We start from the raw sequence: 17,834 nt of genomic DNA, 5'->3' as shown, positions 1-17,834 counted from the left end.
TGCCGAGGAGCCGGCGCCTCCCGAACGGATGTCGGCTCGCCCGTGCCACAGCAGAATCGTCCTACCGAAGAAGGGGGTGGGCGGTCATGGCGGATCCCGCCACACCAGGTGCGCAGCTGCCGCCGGCGATGGTCGTCGTGGACGGCGACGCGGCGGCCAGGCACGTGACAGAGCAGGCGTTGGCACGTCGGTTCGGGCCGGACTACCTCATCCGCGGTGCCGCCTCGGCCCCGGAAGCCCTGGACCTGCTCGCGGACCTCGTCGACCGCGGGCAGGACGTCGCCCTGGTTGCCGCCGACCTGCACCTGCCCGGCGGCGGGGTGGAGCTCCTCGAGCGCACGCACGCCCTCTGCCCGGGCGCCGGGCGCGTGCTGCTCTTCGCGATGGACCGCTTCCACACCCGCATCCCGTTCACCGAGCTGGCGACCCTGCAGCGGGCCGTGGCCCTCGGACGCATCGACCTGTCGGTGGCGAAGGGCTGGGTCGATCCGGAGGAGTGGCTCTACCCGCAGGTGCAGGAGTGGCTCAGCGGCTGGGTGAAGGCCCACCGGCCGCACTTCGTCATCTACCGCGTGGTCGGCGAGCGGTGGTCGCCGCGCACGCACCACCTCCTCGACCTGCTCACCCGCAACGGCGTCCCGTTCGACTTCCACCCGTCGAGCTCACCGGAGGGCCGGCGCCTCATCGACGCGCACCGCCTCGACCTCGGCCGGTTGCCCGCTGCGGTCCACCAGAGCGGGACGGTGCTCGCTGACCCAGGCCCCGCCGAGCTCGCGAGCTCGCACGGCATGCGCACCACACCGTCCGCCGAGTCCTACGACCTCGCCGTGCTCGGCGCAGGACCGGCCGGCCTCGCGGCGGCCGTGCATGGCGCCTCGGAAGGGCTGCGGACGGTCGTCATCGAGCCGCAGGCCATCGGCGGCCAAGCCGGCACCAGCTCGCTGATCCGCAACTACCTCGGTTTCCCTCGCGGGATCGGGGGCGGGCCGCTCGCCCACCGGGCGTGGGAGCAGGCGATCCTCTTCGGCGCGGAGCTCGTCTTCTCCCAGCCGGCGGCCAACGTGAGCGCCCTCGGGGACCACCGCGTCGTCACCCTCGCCGACGGCGGCACGTTGCGCGCGCGGGCAGTGATCGTCGCGACCGGGGTGACCTACCGGCGGCTCGCCGTCCCCGCGCTCGAGCGTCTCGTGGGTGCCGGCGTCTACTACGGCGCCGCGGGCGTCGCGGCGCCCGCGGTCGCCGAGGAGCAGGTGTACGTGGTCGGCGGGGCCAACTCCGCCGGCCAGGCGGCCCTGCACCTCGCCCGTTACGCCGCCCGGGTCACGCTGCTCGTGCGCGGGCGGTCACTCACCGCGAGCATGTCGGAATACCTCGTCACCCACATCGCGGCGACGGCGAACATCGACGTGCGCCTGGGCACCCGGGTGACCGGCGGCTCGGGCAGGGGCCGGCTGGAGTCGCTCACCCTCGAAGACACCGGGACCGGGCACTCGGCGACGGTCCCGGCGGCCGCCCTGTTCGTCCTCATCGGGGCCGAGCCGCACACCGGCTGGCTCGCGGGCGCCGTCGGGCTGGACGAGCGTGGGTACGTGCTCACCGGGGCGGAGGTCCCGGCCCCGGCCTGGCCGCTCAGCCGTGCGCCCCTGCCGTTCGAGACCAGCCTGCCGGGTGTCCTGGCCGCCGGGGACGTGCGGCACGGGTCCGTCAAGCGCGTCGCCGGCGCGGTCGGCGAGGGGTCGGTCGCCGTCGGGTCCGTGCACCAGTACCTGGCCGAGCTGGCAGGGGAGGCGGTCGAGGCGTAGGCCGGGAACGGAGTCAGCCAGCGACTGGCTTCCACGCGAGAGTCGCCGAAGCCTCGCGTCTCCACCGGTGCGGGCGCGATGCTGTGCGGGTGAGCATCGACGACGTGCTTGCCGCGGCACGAGCGGGCATGAAGCGGCTGGAGCCACTGGAGGTAGTCGCGGCGGTCGCTAATGGAGCGCTGCTGGTCGACACGCGCACCGCGCCCCAGCGAGGTGAGCAAGGTGAGCTCCCGGGGGCGCTCGTGATCGACCGCACCGTGCTGGAGTGGCGCCTGGACCCCGCTTGCCCCTGGCGGATCCCCGAAGCTACCGGCTACGACCTGCAGATCGTGGTGGCGTGCCGCCAGGGGTACAGCTCGAGCCTCGCGGCCGCCTCGCTGCGTCAGATGGGCCTGCGCCGAGCCACGGACCTCGTCGGCGGGGTGCAGGCGTGGCGTGCCGCCGGCCTGCCGGTGCACCGGGGCCCGGCGGACGTCCGTACCTGAGCTGCCCCCACGGTGCTCCCGCGCGGGCGAGGTGTGGTCGCCCGACCGGGAGACGTGGCATCAGGCGAGGGTGTCGACGGGCGACCGCGCCTGATCCGCCGCGAGGTGGAACGTCTGAGCAAACCGGTCAAGCAAGGCGGGATCGCCGTCGATTACGTGCACGATGCCCCGCCCGACCGCCTCGGCGGGGGAGAGTTGGCCTGCGATCACCGACCGGATGCCAGGGCCCGTTGCGAAGGTGACCCCGGCGCCCGGGTGCGGCGCCGGCGTGACCTGCAGGACGCCGTCGGCCACCTCGAGCGCGAGGACGTTGTTGCCGATATGCACCTCGTAGGTGGTGGGCTGCTGATCGGCCGCCGCCTCGGGACGGAAGGCCGTGCGGAAGGCGATGGTCATCGAGTCGGCGGTGACGACGTCGGCGGGGTCGGGCTCGCCCATCGCCTTGAAGCCCCAGCGGCCGAGGGCCAGGACAACGTCCTCCAGCTCGCGCCCGAAGGGGGTGAGCTCGTACACGAGGCCGTGGGCCAGCGGGACGCGGTGGATCACCCCGCCGGCCTGCAGGTCCTTGAGCCGCGTGGAGAGGATGTTCGTGGGGATGCGCGGCAGCCCCCGCTGAAGGTCGGTGTAGCGGCGCGGACCCACGAGCAGGTCGCGGACGATGAGCAGGGCCCACCGTTCCCCGACCAGCTCGAGGGCCGCGACGACGCCGCAGTACTGCCCATAGCTGCGTGGGGCCATGCGTCAGGCGCCCGCCTCCTGCTGGCCCTGCTGGGCCATGAACGCCTCGGGGCCCTGCTCCGCGGCGACCGGGTCCATCCACAGCGCGCTGAAGTTGTTGCCGTCGGGGTCCTCGAAGTCGCGGGCGTACATGAACCCGTAGTCCTGGGCCTCGCGGAGCTCGGTGCCGCCGGAAGCGAGGGCCTTCTCGAGGAGAGCGTCGACCTCTGCGCGGCTCTCCCGGCTCAGCGCGACCTCGACCTGTGCGGAGGTGTGGGGGTCGGCGATCGCCTTGTCGGTGAACGTCGCGAAGAACTCGCGGGTCAGGATCATCAGGTACAGGTGCTCGTCGATGATGACGCAGGCGGCGTTGTGGTCGGTGAAGTTGTCGTTGATGCGCCAGCCGAGCCCCGTGTAGAACGCCTTCGCCCGTTCCAGGTCCGCGGTGGGCAGGTTGACGAAGATCTCCGTGGCCATGGTGCCCTCTCCTTCGAGTACCGGTACCCGCTGGTGCGGGCAGGTCCACACTTGCAAAAAGCAAGTGACCCTGTCAAGAGTCTTCGGGTGCTCATCTGGCGCCGCGACGACGTGCTGTGCCCCGATGCCCAGAACGACGAGCGGTCCGGGTCGCAAGGACCCGGACCGCTTGTGCGCTACCTCGGAGGTCTGCTTCTCGTCGACCGCCCGATCGTGGGCTGTGCCGGTGCTGAAATCAGCATCATCGGCCGTTCATGATTCGCGAGCCGTCAGACGGCGGGGTAGCGATGTTCGTCTTCGTCACCTCTACGCATCACCTACCAGGTCCGGTCGGCACCGTTCGACCCTTCGCCGAGGCGGCGTGTGCACTCGCGCCACTCCTGCGGGGACTCCCGGTCTAGGCCTTCACAGTACCTATCGCTCGTGCGCCGCGGTAGGTCCAAAGCCCCTTTCTTTGGGGTCAACCAGGACCGGGATTCAGGCGGCCGCGGCCGCCAATTCCTGACCTCGACGAACGGCCCGCTTCCGCGGTCTGCAGGGCCGCGAAGGTCAGCCGAGCAGCAGCAGCACGCCGGTCGCCAGCAGCCACAACGACCAGCCGACGTACGCGAGCGGCACGAGCTTGCCCGCGAACGCCCAGCCCTCCGGCTCGAACGGGCCGACGAACTCGGCGGCGCCGACGACGAAGGTCACGGCCAGCACCAGCCCGGCGATCCCGGTCGCCGCGGGGAGCACATCCGACTGGAGTGCGGTGACGGCGACGAAGGCCGTCCACAGGCCGGTGAAGAGGTAGCCGAGGTGCTCGCCGACGGCGACGCCGAGGTAGCGGTTCAGGGTCTGGAACACGACGTCGACCGCCTCGCGGGTGGCGGGCGTCGAGGCGGGGTCAGCGGCGAGCCGTGCGAGGTGCGGCACGGCGAACGCCCAGCGGACGAGCCCCAGGAACTGCACCAGCGCGGCCAGCACACCGGACGCCGTCGCGAGGGAGAGGATCGCCGGCTCGGCGTCGGCGAGCGTCACCGACAGCAGCACCGCGGTCGGCGCGAGCAGGACGGCGGTCATGGTGAACGCCCACCACGTGAGCACCAGCCGGCTGCCGCCGGCGGCGAACCGTTCGAGCACCTCGGCCGTGGGACGCCGGAGGATGTCCGGGTAGTCGAAGCTCCGGGCCAACGCCGCGAAGAGGACGTTGTAGGCGATCGGCAGCACGATCAGCAGGACGCCGGTGACGATGCGGGTCATGGTGCGCGTCACCGTACGCCTCTTCGGCGCTCCCGAGTCTGGTGTGCGCGACCCGCCGATCGGCTCTGTCGGCCGCTCACCGAGCGGCGTAGCGTGGTGCCGTCCGGCGTCCCTGGGGAGGGCGAGATGGGCAAGCTACGTGGTGCGGGCGTTGCTGCAGCGGTGGCCGGCGCCGTGATGGTCTCACTGGCCGCCTCCGGCGCCTGGGCAGCGCCGCCCGCACGACCGGTCACCACCGAGCTCCGCTCGTTCCAGGCGGCGGTCAACATCGGCCCGGACAACCCACTGCTGCCCGACGACGGCGGTCCCGGGTACGTCGGATCGGTGTCCGTCCTCGAGGTGCTCGGCGGCGCGACCTCGGTGAACGTGTTCCTCTCGCGAGGGTCGGAGGACGAGTGCCCGGACGGCGGCCCGGTGTCGAGCTCGACGATCACCACCGGTGGTGACGCGACGCTGCCCGGCCCGGTGACGCTCGACATCAACCGTCGCCTCCGCACGGCGCACGCAGACGCCGTCGTCGACCTCCAGATGGTCACGACCGAGGGCTGCGGCACGCCCGAGGTGTCCACGCCCGTGCCGGCACAGCATGTCTCCATCGACGTCACCGGCACGTCCGTGCGGTTCCGCACCGGGGTGACGGGCTCGGTGTCCTCCGGTGCCGATGTGTCCCGCTCAAGCAGCGTCGACCTCTCGCGAGACGGCTTCGGCTCCGCCACGGTGGGCGAGGTGGGCGCGGTCGAGGAGAGCGCCGCGTTCCTCCGCTATGCCGAGCAACGCACCTTCACCCGGGGCACGCCGCCGACGGAGCCACCGGCCAACGTCGCGCCGGCCGGCGGGACGGGCGCGGAAGGCCGATTCACCTTGGTCGAGGGACCCGAGGGGGAGATCGGGACGGTCACCCACGACGTCATCCTCACCGCGACGGTGAGCGCCCCGCCGGAGCGCGCGGAGACGATCACGGCCGACGTCATCGAAACGACCGTCGTCGCCTGCCCGGACGGCCGGACCCTTGAGGAGGAGGTCACGCTCCGAGGCGACGGGCCCGGCACGGTGGACATCCCCGGTGACCTGGCCCGTGCCAGCGCGCACGGCACCCTCGACCTCGCACGGACGAGGGTCGATGCCTGCACGGGCGAGGAGACGAGCGCGGTCGTCCCGACGCCGGTGGCCCTCGCCCTGGACGGGACCGGGCCGGCCGTGCGCGTGGAGGACACCCGCTTCCAGGTGGTGCCCCGCCAGGGGCGGACGTTCACGCGCAACGCGTACACCGCGCGGGATGCCGCCGGTCAGTTGACGGTGGGCGACATGACCGGCGACGCCCAGCTCGCGTCGATATCCCAGGCGGCGCTGACGGTCAGCGAGTGATGGGACCAGGCCAGCCAGCAGCGAGACCTTCCTCGTGGCGGCCTCATCGCCGCGATGCGCGGCGAGGCACGGGGTCTTGTTCCTCCCTGGCACTGGACGCCGGATCGAAAGTTTGTTCGAATAGTCCGGTGCGGTGGGAGACACGTGAGCTGACGGGCACGGACCCCGGGGCGTTGCTGCCGCTGGCCGGGCTGGTCCGCAGCACGCAGACCCCCGAGTTCGCCGGGGTGACGTTCCACGAGGTGCTGTGCAAGAGCGCGCTCAACCGGGTCCCGGCGGCGTCGGCGATGCCCTTCAGCTGGACCATCAACCCCACGCGCGGGTGCCTGCACCGGTGCACCTACTGCTTCGCCCGCCGCACGCACGAGTACCTCGACCTCGACGCCGGTCGGGACTTCGACACCCAGATCATCGTCAAGACCAACGTGGTCGACGTGCTGCGCACGGAGCTCGCCCGGCCGTCTTGGGCGCGCGAGCACGTCGCGCTGGGCACGAACTCCGACCCCTACATGCGCGCCGAGGGCCGCTACCGGCTCATGCCGGGGATCATCACCGCGCTCGCAGAGTCCGGCACGCCGTTCTCCATCCTCACCAAGGGGCCGCTGCTCAAGCGTGACCTGCCGCTGCTGCTGGAGGCGGCGCGCACGGTGCCCGTCTCCGTCGCGGTGTCCCTCGCTCTGCTCGACCCCGACCTGCAGCACCGCGTCGAGCCGGGCACGCCGACACCCGCGGCACGCCTCGACCTCATCCGAGCCGTGAGCGCCGCCGGGTTGGAGTGCTCCGTGCTGGCCATGCCGATCCTGCCGTGGCTCACCGACTCCGAGGAGCAGCTCGACGCCCTCTATTCCGCCCTGGCCGACGCCGGCGCCGCCGACGTCACCACCGGTGCGTTGCACCTGCGACCAGGTGCGCGGGAATGGTTCCTCGCCTGGCTGGACCGTGAGTATCCCGAGCTCCTTCCGCAGTACCGACGGCTGTACGGCCGCGGGTCGTACGCGACGGCCGACTACCGCGCCTGGCTCGGGGAGCGCTCGGGCCGGGCGCGCCGCCGGCACGGCTTCGACAAGCGGCCACCGCGACGCTGGGCGCGCCAGCCGGCGGCCCCGACGCCGCCCGCGGAAGCCGCCGAGCCGGCCCAGCTCGCCTTGTTCTGACCGCGAGCCCCCCACTCAAGGCCGTGCCCCGCGCAGGGGGCGGTGCGGGCCACGGCACGCGTTGCTGGTTCAAACGCGCTGGTGGCTACACCCGGCTGAACCTGACGCTGTCGGTGCCCTCCGACGTCGTGCCGCTGGTGCTGCCGTCGGTGGTGCCTGGGTCCGTGGTTCCCTGGTCGGTGCTGCCGCCGGTGGCGGCGTCGTCCGGGCCGGCGAAGCCACGGGGGCGGTGCCCCCCGCCGGGCCCGCCGCGGAACGACCCCTCCTCGACCTGCTGGGTGATCCGGTCCTCGAGTTCTGCCGTCATCTGGTCGGCCTGGTCCTGGGTGAGGTCATCCTCGGCCACCTCCTCCGCGATGTGGGCGGTGGCCGCCTGGACGAGCGCGTCGACCAGGTCAGCGGTGTCCACGCCCTGCGCCTTGGCGACCTCGGCGAGCGTGCTGCCGTCGGCCAGTGCCGTGCGGAGCTCGTCGGCGCTCAGGTCGAGGGCCTCGGCGGCCGCGTCGAAGGAGACCCCGCCGACGTCGTGGTGGCCGCCGCCGTGCTGGCCCCACGTGTCCGACTCGTTGAGCGTCTCGGCGACCTTGTCCGCCTCGTCCTGGCTGAGGGTGCCGTCGTCGACCAGGTCCGCCAGGGCCTGCTTCAGCCGGGCGAGGCGGTCGACCAGGAAGGCGGTGTCCTCGTCGGAGGTGGTGGTGTCGGCGGACTCTGCGGCGCTCGCGGGCAGGAGGCTGATGCCGGCGAGTCCGAGACTCACGGCGGCGACGCCCGCGGCGGCGGTGAGTGTGGTGCGCTTCATGGTGCTGTCCTTCGCATCGACCGGGTGCGGTCGGCCCGGGGTGGTCCGCGGGCACCACGGTGGGCGGCAGACCTGCGCGAAGGCTGGGGTACACCTGGGACCACGCAAAGAATGCGGACGCTCGCGTCGGCACCTCGAGGAGGCTCAGTCGGGCCCGACATTCGTGACCACCCACTGCGCCAGGGGCCGGATCTGCCGCCACATCTCCCGCACGTGGTCCAATGCGGCCGGCGTGGGCAGCCATGGTGGGGTGCCGACGTTGGTGACGGCCATGAGCTCCTTGCGCCGCAGGAGGTCGATGCGGGGGTGGTCGGCGGGGTAGCCGCGCGGCCGGGTCTTCAGCGCTGCGCCGTCGAGCATGTACCCCTGCTCGACCAGCGCATCGGCGATCGCCGGCAGGATGTCACCGTCGTCGGCGTCGATCGCCTTCCGGAACCGGTCGGTCTGGGCGGGGGAGTGGGTGCGGAACCCGCCGCCGACGATCAGGCCGTCGGCGTCGAGGCCCACGTAGTACCCGAACCCCGGTGCTGGCCCGGCGATGGCGCCCTGGTGGAGCTTGTACGGCGACTTGTCCGGGCTGAAGCGAAGGTCCCGGTACGGCCGGAAGACGGTCGCGGGCCCGAACTCGGGCTCGAGCACTGCGACGAGCGCGCGCATGGGGTCCCGCACGTCGCGCTCCCACCGCTCCTTGTTCGCGGCCCAGAACTCACGGTCGTTGTTGCGCTCGAGCTCGTCGTAGAACTGCGGCCCCCACAGCGGGAACCCGGTGAACTCCGCCATGACGTCATCATGCTCGCCGGCGGCGGCGCGTGCCGGTCCCCTGTGGACGTCCTCACGGACGTCGTCCGCAACCGGACACGCCGGGGCGGGGCCGCTTTCGGCCCGGGACGGTCGGAAATGTGCTCAGATGGGACCCGCCAGCAGACCCGCAGAAGCGGGCACCCCACTTGGAGGCGATGGTCAATGCCGACGGTCCGCGAGCTTCTCAACCCCGTGGGGCTGCATCCGGCCCCGGGATTCAGCCATGTCTCGGTTGCACCAGCCGGCCGGGTCGCCTACATCGCCGGCCAGACCGCGCTCGGTCCCGACTTCGGACTCATCGGTCCTGGCGACCTCGCCGAGCAGACCCGGGCTGCGATGCGGAACGTCGAGATCGCCCTCGAGGCCGTGGGCGCATCCTGGGGCGACGTCATGCGACGGACGATCTACACGTTGCAGCCGACGGAGTACGAGACGATCACCCGCGCGATCGAGGAGGTCCAGGGCAGCGCCGAGCACCCCGCGCAGACGATCCTCGGGGTGACCGGTCTCGCCGTCGACGGGCTGCTCATCGAGATCGAGGTGACCGCTCACCTGTTCTGAGTGCTGCGTATACCTGTCCTGCTTCGCCTCGTACGCCTCTTGCCGAGTGCCACGTGCACCGAGACGTTTGGTGTTTTCGCGGCGGCCGAAGCCATACTTGCCCCGCGCCGGCTCGCGAAGCTGTGACCGGACGGGCTGGGAGGACGCATGGCGAGCTGCTGTGGACCGGGACGTGGTGCCGGTGCACCTGATGGGGACGTCGTCGCCGTTGACGCCATCATGGGCGTGCGGTCGGCAGCCCCTGGTGGTCCCCGGGCCGAGCGCGGGCTCCCGGGCGGCAGGTTCGCCATGGGTGACCACCACGGCGAGGGCTACCAGCAGGACGGGGAGACCCCTGTCCACGACGTCGTCCTCCGGCCCTTCTCGATCGACGTCCACCACGTGACGAACGCCGGTTTCGCCCGCTTCGTCGAGGCCACCGGCTACGTCACCGACTCCGAGAAGTTCGGCTGGTCCGCCGTCTTCCACTCCGCCGTGCGCGCGCTCGAGAGCGACATCCTCGGGCGGGCGACCGGCACTCCCTGGTGGCTGGTCGTGCGGGGCGCCACGTGGGCGCGGCCCGCGGGCCTTCTCTCGTCCTGGGAGGACGTGCCGGACCACCCGGTGGTCCAGGTGTCCTGGAACGACGCCGCCGCATACTGCAGGTGGGCCGGGCGGCGCCTGCCCACGGAGGCGGAGTGGGAGTACGCCGCTCGCGGTGGCCTGGAGGGTGGGCGCTTTCCGTGGGGTGACGAGCTGCTTGACGAGGCGGGCACGCACCGATGCAACATCTGGCAGGGCGAGTTTCCGGGCCGGAACACGCTCGAGGACGGATTCCTCACGACGAATCCGGTGGGCACGTTCGGGGCGAACGGCTACGGGCTGCACGACATGGTGGGAAACGCGTGGGAGTGGTGCGCCGACTGGTTCTCCCCTCGCTACTACACCCACTCACCGGGACAGGATCCGCGCGGCCCGGCCGCGGGGTCGGTGCGGGTCATGCGCGGAGGGTCCTACCTCTGCCACGACTCCTACTGCTATCGATATCGCGTCGCCGCCCGGAGCTCCAACACGCCGGACACGGCCACCGGCAACCTCGGCTTCCGCACCGTCACGTCGTAGCGAAGGCGGCCTCGTAGCCTGAAATAGCGCGCCGCGACCTCCATCTCGCTGGCGTTCCGGGACTGACGACGAGTGCCGGCGGCCGGAGCCCGGAACCGGTGTCGAGGGGGCCCTCACGAGGGCCAGGTGCCCGCCGTCCTCGTGTGCCCAGCGAGGGCTTTTGCACGGTTCTGTAACGAATTCACCTTAAGTCTTGACATGTGATCACATGTCACGGAATGCTCGGCGGCGATCCACCCGCCGACGCCGCAGCACCGCCGCTGCGTGCCGCTGATAGCTGGGAGTCCTCCATGAAGAAGCCGTTCGCCGTTGTTGCGGTCGCTGTCGCCGCAACCCTTTCCCTGGCTGCCTGTAACGCTGCCGAGGGCGGTGCCGCAGGCAATGGCACCACCGTCGAGACAGGGTCCGCCGCTGAGACAGAGTCCGCGGCTGGTGCCGCTCCCGTGACCGCTCTCAACGTGATGATCATGCCGGTCGCCGACGCCGCGCCGATCTATCTCGCCCAGGACCAGGGGCTCTTCCAGGAGCGCTCCGTCGAGGTCGAGACCACGTTCGTCCAGAACGGTGCCGCGGCGGTGGCCGAGCTCATGAGCGGAGCCGGCCACATCGCCTACACCTCGCCCGTCGTCGTCCTGAACGCCCAGACCAAGGACGTCCCCCTCGTCCTGGTGTGCGGGTCGAACGCCGAGTCGCTCAACCCCGACGAGCAGCTCGTCGCACTCGTCGCCAAGGGCGGGTCCGGTCTTGACTCAGGCGCCGACTTCAGCGGGACGACCATCGCCGTCAACGCCCTGAAGGCGGCGAACGAGCTTACCACCAGGGTCGAGATCGAGAACATGGGCGGCGACCCCGCGGCGGTGACCTTCACCGCGCTCAACCCGGCCGACATGGTGGGTGCGGTCGAGCGGGGCCAGGTCGACGCCGCCGTCGTCACCGAGCCGTTCCTCACCCCCGCGCTGGAGTCCGGGATGGAGATCGTCGCCTCGATCCAGGCGCCGTACGGCGAGGACGGCACCGCATCTGCCTACATGGCCACCCGTGACTACGTCGAGGAGAACCCCGACGCCGTGGCGGGCTTCTGTGATGCGGTCGGCGAGGCGTCGGAGTTCGCGAACGCCAACGCCGACGCGGTCCGTGAGGCCATCGCCACCTACACCGAGATCCCGGAGGAGGCCCTCGCCGGGATGCGGCTGCCCACCTACTCGACGAACCTCAAGCGCGAGACCCTGGACGCGCTCGCCGACGCGATGGTGGCCCAGGGCTTCGTCGAGGCCCGTCCCGACGTCGACGCCGTGCTCTGGGAGCGCTGAGGCTCTTGACCTCCAACGTGACCACTGCCGAGGCGGCGACCATGTCGCCGCCCGGCAGGGGCCGCCCCTCGCGCCGGCGAATCGGCTCGGGCCGGTTCGCCGGCGTCCGGGGAGCTCAGCCCCTGGTCGGGATCGTGCTCTTCCTGGCGCTGGTCGAGGTCGTCCGGGCGGTGAGTGAGCCTGTCCGTGCGGGTGTGCCCTCGATGCCGGCGGTGTTGGGACATCTCGGCACCCAGCTCGTCGACACGGTGTTCTGGACCGCCGTCGGCAACACCATGACGGCGTGGGGCGTCGGACTCCTGCTCGCAGTCGTGATCGCGGTCCCGCTCGCCGTCCTGGTGGCCCTGAGCAGTGCCGCCTACACGGCCACGTCGATGACGGCCGAGGTGCTACGGCCGATCCCGCCGGTGGCCGTCATCCCGCTGGCGGTGCTGCTGCTCGGCAGCGGCGTCGCCCTTGCCACGCTGCTGGCCTTCATCGGCGCCTTCTGGCCCATCTACCTCCAGACCACGTACGGCGTGCGTTCCGTCGATCCCGTCATGCTGCGCACCGCGCGTGTCTACGGGCTCAACCGTCGTGAGCGGATCCTCAACGTCGTGCTGCCGGCGGCCACCCCCTTCGTCGCCACCGGGCTGCGCCTGAGTGCGGCGGCGGCGCTGATCCTCGCCGTCACCGGCGGGATCGTGACGGGGTCCCCGGGACTCGGCGCCCGGATCACCGAGCTTCAGTCCGGTGGTGCCGTGGCCGAGATGTATGCGCTCGTGGTCGCGACCGGGTTGGTCGGCGTCCTCGTCAACCGGATCTTCCACATGCTGGAGGCCCCGACACTGCAGTGGCACCCGTCGAGGAGGCGCGAGGCCGCATGAGCACGACCATCAAGGCACTCCTGGCCCGCACGTGGCTGCTCGCGGGGCTCGTGGCGCTGTGGTGGGTGCTCAGCACGGCACGGCCGTCGCTGTACTTCCCCGCGCTGCCCGACATCCTCGACCGGTTCGTGGAGACGTGGACCGGACCGACGTTCCTGCAGCACGCGTTCCCCAGTCTGGTCCGCTTCAGCGTCGGGTATCTGCTGGCGTGCGCGGTCGGCATCGGGCTGGGCACCGTCATCGGCCGGGGCCCTGGCCTCGTGCAGCGCATGCCGAGCTGGCTGATCGTCTTCTTCCAGGCGTTGCCGCCCGTGGCGCTGATCCCGGGGGCCCTCATCCTCGTGGGCCCGGGCGACGCGATGAAGATCGGGCTGATCACGCTGGGGGCGGTCTTCCCGATCCTCTTCAACACCATCGAGGGGGTGCGAGGGGTGGAGCCCCAGCTGGAGGCGATGGCTCGGGTGTACCGGTTCAACGCCGTCGAGCGGCTGGTTTTCGTCATCCTGCCCGCCGCCGGACCGCAGATCTTCGCCGGGATGCGCACCGCGCTGGCCATCGGCCTCATCGTGATGGTCTCGAGCGAGATGGTGGCCGCCACCAACGGCATCGGCTACTACGTGCTCCAGGCCCAGCAGACGTTCGCCATCCCCGAGATGTGGGGCGGGATCATCCTGCTCGCCATCGTCGGTTACGTGGTGAACCTCGGATTCGTGCTCGTGCAGGACAAGGTCCTCATGTGGCGAGGGGAAAGCAATGACTAAGCAGACCATGACCGACACCGCACCGGCCGCGCAGCATGCCGACCGGTCCGTCCTCGAGCTCACCGAGGTAGGAAAGACGTACGGGAGCGGGCGTGACGCCGTCGAGGCCATCCGCTCGGTGAGCTTCGACGTCCGCGCCGGAGAGATGATCGCCATCGTCGGCCCCTCGGGGGCCGGCAAGACCACGCTGCTCAACTGCATCGTCGGGCTCCTTCCGGCCACCAAGGGCGCCGTGCTCTTCGAGGGTCAGAAGGTCAAGGGACCGCCCGAGGCGATGGCGGTCGTCTTCCAGGACTACTCGCGCTCCCTGCTGCCGTGGCGCTCGGTGCGCAGCAACGTCGAGCTGCCCATCCGCAAGAAGCACAAGGACCGGGCCACGGTGCACGCCAAGGCCGACGAGGCGCTCGCCGCCGTGGGCCTGAGCCACGTCGACCGGAAGTACCCGTGGCAGCTCTCCGGCGGGATGCAGCAGCGGGTGGCCATCGCACGGGCCCTGGCGTACGAGCCGGACATCTTGATCATGGACGAGCCGTTCGCCTCGCTCGACGCCATCGTGCGCGCCGAGCTGGAGGACCTTGTCCTGACGATCGTCCGGGAGCTCAACATGACGGCGCTCATCGTCACCCACGACATCGACGAGGCGGTCTACCTCGCCGACCGCGTCTTCGTGCTGACCAAGTCGCCCACGGAGATAGCCGAGGAGATCGCGGTGCCGTTGGCCAAACCGAGGCACCAGGTGAGCACCAAGGGCGACCCCCGGTTCGCCCAGCTGCGCTCGCACATCTACTCCCTCATCACGGAGATCGCCGCGCGCTGAGCGTTCCCGCTGGTCACAAGCAGCGCCCCGGTGCCATGGCACCGGGGCGCTGCTTCGAGTCGAGCCGGCTCAAGAGGTGCGCGTCGCCGCTTCCGACGTGCGGGTGTAGACGAGCTCACGCGTGCCGAACATGTCGAGGTCGAACGGGCAGGAGTCGTCACCGAGCTCCCAGTCGATGAGCGCGTTGAGCTTGTCCAGGAGGGTCGCGACCAGGCCGCGGTCGAATTCCACCCGAGTCGGGTCGGCCAGGTTGACCAGCTCGCCAGGATCCTTCCAGAGGTCGTGGAGGCTGAGGTCCGACCGGCTGAGCAGGTCGTCGACGTCGCGTGGCGTCTCGTAGTCCTCGGGGCTGAACCAGCGCACCAGCTTGTACCGCCCGTCCACCACCGCGCGGTAGAACGTCCGCAGCGAGAAGTCGGGGGCGCCGTACTTCTCGCCGGCCTCGAGGAGCGAGGCGTCCCGGCGGTCGTGCGGCAGGTCGACCATGGAGCGCAGTGCGCCGCTGACGGACCACTCGGCATCGAGCATGAAGAGCCCGTCCCAGCACAGCAGGGCGCCGGCACCGGGTTCATCGATCGAACCCCGCGGGCCGGGGACGTCCGGGTCGTGGAGCACCTCCGCCAGGCTGCGACCGCGGAGCTGTGGGTAGCGGCGGGCAATGTCCTCCTGGCTCAGGCCCGCGAGTTCCAGGACGGTGGGGGCGAGGTCCAGGTGGGAACCGACCGCGCGAGTCCGGGTGCCTGCCGGCCCACCCGGCACGGCGACGGACATGTTCACGACGGCGGCCTCCTCGTAGTGGATGCCGCCCTTCTGTGCGAGGCGGTGGGCGCCGTTCATCTCCCCGTGGTCGGAGGTGAGGATGACGACCGTGTTGTCCCACAGGCCCTGCCGCTCGATCTCGTCGAGAACCTTGCCGAACTCCTGGTCGACGAGTCGCAGGCAGTTCAGGAGGTAGTTGCGGCGCTGGAGCCACAGGTCGGGCCGGTCGTCGGGGACTGCGCCGTAGTTCCACTCGATGTTGTTGCGGTAGGAGGTGACCCCGGGCGGCTGGCCGGAGAGGTCGTCGTCGAAGTTCGGTGGGTACGTGACGTCCCACTCCTCGAAGATCCCGAGGGTCTGGGGGAGATGGACCGCGCGCTTCATCGTGCCGTTCTCCCGTGGGGGGATGAACGGCTCGGTGCGCATGTACATCACGTCGTGCGGGTTGACCATCGAGGAGATCAGGAACCACGGCTGGTCCTTGGGAGCCCGGTGCCGCAACCAGTCGACCGTCTCGAAGGCGACGGTGCCGTCGAGCATCGCGCCCTGGAGCGGTGTACCGAACATCTCGCCCCAGGCCTGGAAGTCGGCGAAGCCGTACCGTTCGAGCGCGTCCTCGGACATCGGCACGTCGGAGAGGTGCCACTTGCCCTTGAACGCGGTGTAGTAGCCCTGCTCGCGCAGCATGTGCCCGATGGTGGGGACGTCCGGCGAGAGCTCGTGGATCCAGGAGAAGTTGAGGTTGTCCCACAGGCCCGTGTTCTTGGCATGGACGCCGGTCCACATCGCTGCACGCGAGGCCGTGCACATCGGCACCGTGCAGTACTGCTTCTCGAAGGTGACCCCGCGTTCCTCCATCCGTTCCATCGCAGGCAGCCGGAGATTCGCCGGCAGCTCCATGTGCGCGTCCCACTGGTCCATACACATGATGATGAAGTTGGGGCGCCGGCCCCCGGGCATGCGATCGTCGGATGCCATTGGCACAATCCTTCTTCGTCTGTCACCGTGGCGGCACGGCGCCTACTCCAGACACCAGTGCACGGCGAGGTTTCACCCGAGACTCGCCGGTATGTGATCAAATGTCAAGAGTGCCCCCGCCGTCCCGACGGGGCTGAACGTGCTTGGGTTTGCACGAACACGGACCCGGCTGGAATGAGGAGAGCTTGTCCGTCGACGACCGCCGGTTTCCGCGTCGGGTCTACCGTGCCGGCGCTGAGCCGGACGTCCGGTTCTCGTTGGCCAACGAGCGGACGTATCTGGCGTGGGTCCGGACCTCGCTGGCGCTGCTTGCCGTCGGAGTCGCTCTGGAAGCGCTCCAGCTGCCGATCGAGCGCTCGTTCGGCCTTGCGGCGTCACTGATCTTCATCGGTCTCGGTGCGGTCACGCCGGTTCAGGCGTGGTTCGGTTGGATGCGGGTCGAGCGGGCGCTGCGAGAAGCACGCCCGCTGCCGGCTCCGGCCATGGCAGGTCCGCTCGGGGTGGGGGTCTTCATCGGAGGTGCCGTGCTGCTGATCGGTGTGCTGGTCAAGTGACACAGCCCGGGGCCGAACTGTTCGATCCAGGACTGCAGCCCGAGCGGACGGCGCTGGCGTGGCGTCGGACCGCCCTGGCGCTCGCCCTCGGGCCTCTGCTCGCTGCTCGACTGTTCGCGCCACAGCTCGGCGCGCTGACACTCGCGGCCGTGCTCGTCGGGGCGGCGCTCGGCGCCTCGATAGCGGTCGTGGCGACGGCCCGTTACCGGACCGTCCATCGAGTCCTGGTGGGGGAGGGAGAGAGGCGCGCGTTGCCCGGAGCCGCGCTTCTCCTTGTCACGGCCGCCGTCACGTTCATCGCCGGCATCGGCGCACTCGCCTTCGTCATCTCACGGCTCTAGCGAGCGACCCGGCGGTCCTACGAGGTTCTTGCCGGCCTCATGCGACACGGGGCTTCTGGGATGGGCATGACAGCAGCCCGGGGGCCCCACCGGCGATGGCGGGCTCATCGACGGCATGCCTGCCACCCGTCGGTAACGGGAGACGACTGTGACCGCGGGCGGATTCTCGTGGTGGTCGTGCCTGGCTGAGTGCACCGTTCCCGGAAGATCGTGAGACCCTCGGCTGCCGGTGTCGACGTACCAGCAGCCGAGGGGCCACGATCTTGACGCATCGGCCGCGATCCTCAGCAGTCGCCCACAGTTCCCCTAGGAGCGTGGGAAACAGCGGGGTCCTGAATGCCGCCCGGGTGAACTACCCGATCAGGCGTTGAGTGCCACCTCATCCGCCTCGTCAGGCCGACGCCAGAACATGCTCCTCGGCGAAGCCGCTCAGCATGTTGACGTCCATCAGGAACGTCGGGTTCCCATTCTCGTCCAGGAACTGCGATGGCCCCTTCGCGAACATGATTTGAATGACCTCTTCGTTGAAGAAGAGCGGGCTGTGGGTGGCCCCGTCCGGTTCGAGGACGTAGTCGCCGGTCTTGAAGTGACCTGCCTGCTCATGATGTCCGGCGCCCTTGATGATGTAGATCTCGGAGTTGCCGATGTGCTGGTGCGGGGGCAGAACCGAGCCTTTCTCGGAGCGGATCATGATCGTCCACTCCTCCGACGCGCGGTCGAGACGCAGGACCTTGATGCCGACCCCCGGCGCCAGGGTGCGCCACTCCATGGCATCGGTGTCGATGACGAGCCCGCCGTCTTTGTCGATCTTCATCTTCGCTCCGTGAGGTGAGGGCACGTTCTCGCGTGCCTGTTCCGTTCTTGCCGGGACTTTTCAGTGCGTGTTTGTCTCGCCTGTCTTCTTGATCGTGTTCGTGCCGCCGCGCCTTGCACCTCCTCGGGGC

At 70.4% G+C, this 17,834-nt stretch carries 20 protein-coding genes; 13 read left to right on the top strand and 7 right to left on the bottom strand.

The window, feature by feature from the left end; genetic code table 11:
- Positions 1 to 86 precede the first annotated feature (86 nt).
- Both FE374_RS11475 and FE374_RS11470 read left to right on the top strand, forming a co-directional pair.
- Positions 87 to 1,802, top strand: a complete 1,716-nt coding sequence (locus FE374_RS11475; RefSeq protein WP_139929188.1) for an FAD-dependent oxidoreductase — start codon at positions 87 to 89, stop codon at positions 1,800 to 1,802.
- Positions 1,803 to 1,930: 128 nt separating this feature from the next.
- Positions 1,931 to 2,287, top strand: a complete 357-nt coding sequence (locus FE374_RS11470; protein ID WP_179957378.1) for a rhodanese-like domain-containing protein — start codon at positions 1,931 to 1,933, stop codon at positions 2,285 to 2,287.
- A gap of 60 nt (positions 2,288 to 2,347) precedes the next feature.
- Here the strand turns inward: FE374_RS11470 and FE374_RS11465 are convergent, their stop codons facing one another.
- Positions 2,348 to 3,025 carry a winged helix-turn-helix transcriptional regulator gene (locus FE374_RS11465; protein ID WP_139929183.1) on the bottom strand — a complete coding sequence of 226 codons (678 nt, stop codon included), beginning with the start codon at positions 3,023 to 3,025 and terminating at the stop codon, positions 2,348 to 2,350.
- Between the two features lie 3 nt (positions 3,026 to 3,028).
- Complete coding sequence (locus FE374_RS11460) at positions 3,029 to 3,481, bottom strand: VOC family protein (RefSeq protein WP_139929182.1); 453 nt, start codon at positions 3,479 to 3,481, stop codon at positions 3,029 to 3,031.
- Positions 3,482 to 3,568: 87 nt separating this feature from the next.
- On the opposite strand from FE374_RS11460, the gene FE374_RS19190 reads away from it, so the two are divergent.
- Complete coding sequence (locus FE374_RS19190; RefSeq protein ID WP_168205671.1) at positions 3,569 to 3,739, top strand: hypothetical protein; 171 nt, start codon at positions 3,569 to 3,571, stop codon at positions 3,737 to 3,739.
- A gap of 291 nt (positions 3,740 to 4,030) precedes the next feature.
- On the opposite strand, the gene FE374_RS11455 is transcribed toward FE374_RS19190, so the two are convergent.
- Positions 4,031 to 4,723: a DUF4386 domain-containing protein gene (locus FE374_RS11455; RefSeq protein ID WP_139929180.1), complete on the bottom strand. Its 693-nt coding sequence runs from the start codon at positions 4,721 to 4,723 to the stop codon at positions 4,031 to 4,033.
- 126 nt (positions 4,724 to 4,849) lie between these two features.
- Here FE374_RS11455 and FE374_RS11450 point away from each other — a divergent pair, with 126 nt between their 5' ends.
- Together FE374_RS11450 and FE374_RS11445 are read left to right on the top strand one after the other, a co-directional pair.
- Positions 4,850 to 6,088 carry a hypothetical protein gene (locus FE374_RS11450; protein WP_139929178.1) on the top strand — a complete coding sequence of 413 codons (1,239 nt, stop codon included), beginning with the start codon at positions 4,850 to 4,852 and terminating at the stop codon, positions 6,086 to 6,088.
- 128 nt (positions 6,089 to 6,216) lie between these two features.
- Entirely contained in the window at positions 6,217 to 7,242 is a 1,026-nt protein-coding gene (locus FE374_RS11445) for an Rv2578c family radical SAM protein (RefSeq protein ID WP_230978274.1), read from the top strand.
- Between the two features lie 85 nt (positions 7,243 to 7,327).
- Here the strand turns inward: FE374_RS11445 and FE374_RS11440 are convergent, their stop codons facing one another.
- Both FE374_RS11440 and FE374_RS11435 read right to left on the bottom strand, forming a co-directional pair.
- Positions 7,328 to 8,041, bottom strand: a complete 714-nt coding sequence (locus tag FE374_RS11440; RefSeq protein WP_139929176.1) for a hypothetical protein — start codon at positions 8,039 to 8,041, stop codon at positions 7,328 to 7,330.
- A 144-nt stretch (positions 8,042 to 8,185) separates the two neighbouring features.
- Positions 8,186 to 8,821, bottom strand: coding sequence for a DUF2461 domain-containing protein (locus tag FE374_RS11435; protein ID WP_139929175.1), 636 nt, complete (start codon positions 8,819 to 8,821; stop codon positions 8,186 to 8,188).
- Positions 8,822 to 9,004: 183 nt separating this feature from the next.
- Here FE374_RS11435 and FE374_RS11430 point away from each other — a divergent pair, with 183 nt between their 5' ends.
- From FE374_RS11430 to FE374_RS11405, 6 genes are all read left to right on the top strand, one after another.
- Entirely contained in the window at positions 9,005 to 9,403 is a 399-nt protein-coding gene (locus FE374_RS11430; RefSeq protein WP_139929173.1) for a RidA family protein, read from the top strand.
- Positions 9,404 to 9,550: 147 nt separating this feature from the next.
- Positions 9,551 to 10,504: a formylglycine-generating enzyme family protein gene (locus FE374_RS11425; protein ID WP_139929171.1), complete on the top strand. Its 954-nt coding sequence runs from the start codon at positions 9,551 to 9,553 to the stop codon at positions 10,502 to 10,504.
- Between the two features lie 443 nt (positions 10,505 to 10,947).
- Positions 10,948 to 11,814, top strand: coding sequence for an ABC transporter substrate-binding protein (locus tag FE374_RS11420; RefSeq protein WP_168205670.1), 867 nt, complete (start codon positions 10,948 to 10,950; stop codon positions 11,812 to 11,814).
- A gap of 17 nt (positions 11,815 to 11,831) precedes the next feature.
- A complete protein-coding gene (locus FE374_RS11415) occupies positions 11,832 to 12,680 on the top strand; it encodes an ABC transporter permease (protein WP_139929167.1) in 849 nt (282 codons plus the stop codon).
- Entirely contained in the window at positions 12,677 to 13,441 is a 765-nt protein-coding gene (locus FE374_RS11410; RefSeq protein WP_139929165.1) for an ABC transporter permease, read from the top strand. The genes FE374_RS11415 and FE374_RS11410 overlap by 4 nt, the downstream gene beginning before the upstream one ends.
- Positions 13,434 to 14,258: an ABC transporter ATP-binding protein gene (locus tag FE374_RS11405; RefSeq protein ID WP_230978273.1), complete on the top strand. Its 825-nt coding sequence runs from the start codon at positions 13,434 to 13,436 to the stop codon at positions 14,256 to 14,258. The genes FE374_RS11410 and FE374_RS11405 overlap by 8 nt, the downstream gene beginning before the upstream one ends.
- A gap of 69 nt (positions 14,259 to 14,327) precedes the next feature.
- Here FE374_RS11405 and FE374_RS11400 read toward each other — a convergent pair whose 3' ends face one another.
- Positions 14,328 to 15,995, bottom strand: coding sequence for a sulfatase-like hydrolase/transferase (locus tag FE374_RS11400; RefSeq protein WP_179957311.1), 1,668 nt, complete (start codon positions 15,993 to 15,995; stop codon positions 14,328 to 14,330).
- Between the two features lie 185 nt (positions 15,996 to 16,180).
- Here FE374_RS11400 and FE374_RS11395 point away from each other — a divergent pair, with 185 nt between their 5' ends.
- A complete protein-coding gene (locus tag FE374_RS11395; protein WP_139929163.1) occupies positions 16,181 to 16,549 on the top strand; it encodes a YidH family protein in 369 nt (122 codons plus the stop codon).
- Complete coding sequence (locus FE374_RS11390; protein WP_139929161.1) at positions 16,546 to 16,890, top strand: DUF202 domain-containing protein; 345 nt, start codon at positions 16,546 to 16,548, stop codon at positions 16,888 to 16,890. The genes FE374_RS11395 and FE374_RS11390 overlap by 4 nt, the downstream gene beginning before the upstream one ends.
- A gap of 391 nt (positions 16,891 to 17,281) precedes the next feature.
- Here the strand turns inward: FE374_RS11390 and FE374_RS11385 are convergent, their stop codons facing one another.
- Positions 17,282 to 17,704, bottom strand: a complete 423-nt coding sequence (locus tag FE374_RS11385) for a cupin domain-containing protein (protein WP_139929159.1) — start codon at positions 17,702 to 17,704, stop codon at positions 17,282 to 17,284.
- Between the last annotated feature and the right edge of the window lie 130 nt (positions 17,705 to 17,834).

The sequence above is a fragment of the Georgenia yuyongxinii genome, from assembly GCF_006352065.1.
GTDB lineage: Bacteria > Actinomycetota > Actinomycetes > Actinomycetales > Actinomycetaceae > Georgenia > Georgenia yuyongxinii.
The sequence above is the reverse complement of the archived record's forward strand: the minus strand, read 5'-3'. Positions and strand labels throughout refer to the sequence as shown.

Coding starts and splice junctions, on each gene's coding strand:
- FE374_RS11475 (WP_139929188.1), top strand. CDS start 87: ATGGCGGATCCCGCCACACCAGGTGCGCAGCTGCCGCCGGCGATGGTC.
- FE374_RS11470 (WP_179957378.1), top strand. CDS start 1,931: ATGAAGCGGCTGGAGCCACTGGAGGTAGTCGCGGCGGTCGCTAATGGA.
- FE374_RS11465 (WP_139929183.1), bottom strand. CDS start 3,025: ATGGCCCCACGCAGCTATGGGCAGTACTGCGGCGTCGTCGCGGCCCTC.
- FE374_RS11460 (WP_139929182.1), bottom strand. CDS start 3,481: ATGGCCACGGAGATCTTCGTCAACCTGCCCACCGCGGACCTGGAACGG.
- FE374_RS11455 (WP_139929180.1), bottom strand. CDS start 4,723: ATGACCCGCATCGTCACCGGCGTCCTGCTGATCGTGCTGCCGATCGCC.
- FE374_RS11450 (WP_139929178.1), top strand. CDS start 4,850: ATGGGCAAGCTACGTGGTGCGGGCGTTGCTGCAGCGGTGGCCGGCGCC.
- FE374_RS11440 (WP_139929176.1), bottom strand. CDS start 8,041: ATGAAGCGCACCACACTCACCGCCGCCGCGGGCGTCGCCGCCGTGAGT.
- FE374_RS11435 (WP_139929175.1), bottom strand. CDS start 8,821: ATGGCGGAGTTCACCGGGTTCCCGCTGTGGGGGCCGCAGTTCTACGAC.
- FE374_RS11430 (WP_139929173.1), top strand. CDS start 9,005: ATGCCGACGGTCCGCGAGCTTCTCAACCCCGTGGGGCTGCATCCGGCC.
- FE374_RS11425 (WP_139929171.1), top strand. CDS start 9,551: ATGGCGAGCTGCTGTGGACCGGGACGTGGTGCCGGTGCACCTGATGGG.
- FE374_RS11410 (WP_139929165.1), top strand. CDS start 12,677: ATGAGCACGACCATCAAGGCACTCCTGGCCCGCACGTGGCTGCTCGCG.
- FE374_RS11405 (WP_230978273.1), top strand. CDS start 13,434: ATGACTAAGCAGACCATGACCGACACCGCACCGGCCGCGCAGCATGCC.
- FE374_RS11400 (WP_179957311.1), bottom strand. CDS start 15,995: ATGGCATCCGACGATCGCATGCCCGGGGGCCGGCGCCCCAACTTCATC.
- FE374_RS11385 (WP_139929159.1), bottom strand. CDS start 17,704: ATGAAGATCGACAAAGACGGCGGGCTCGTCATCGACACCGATGCCATG.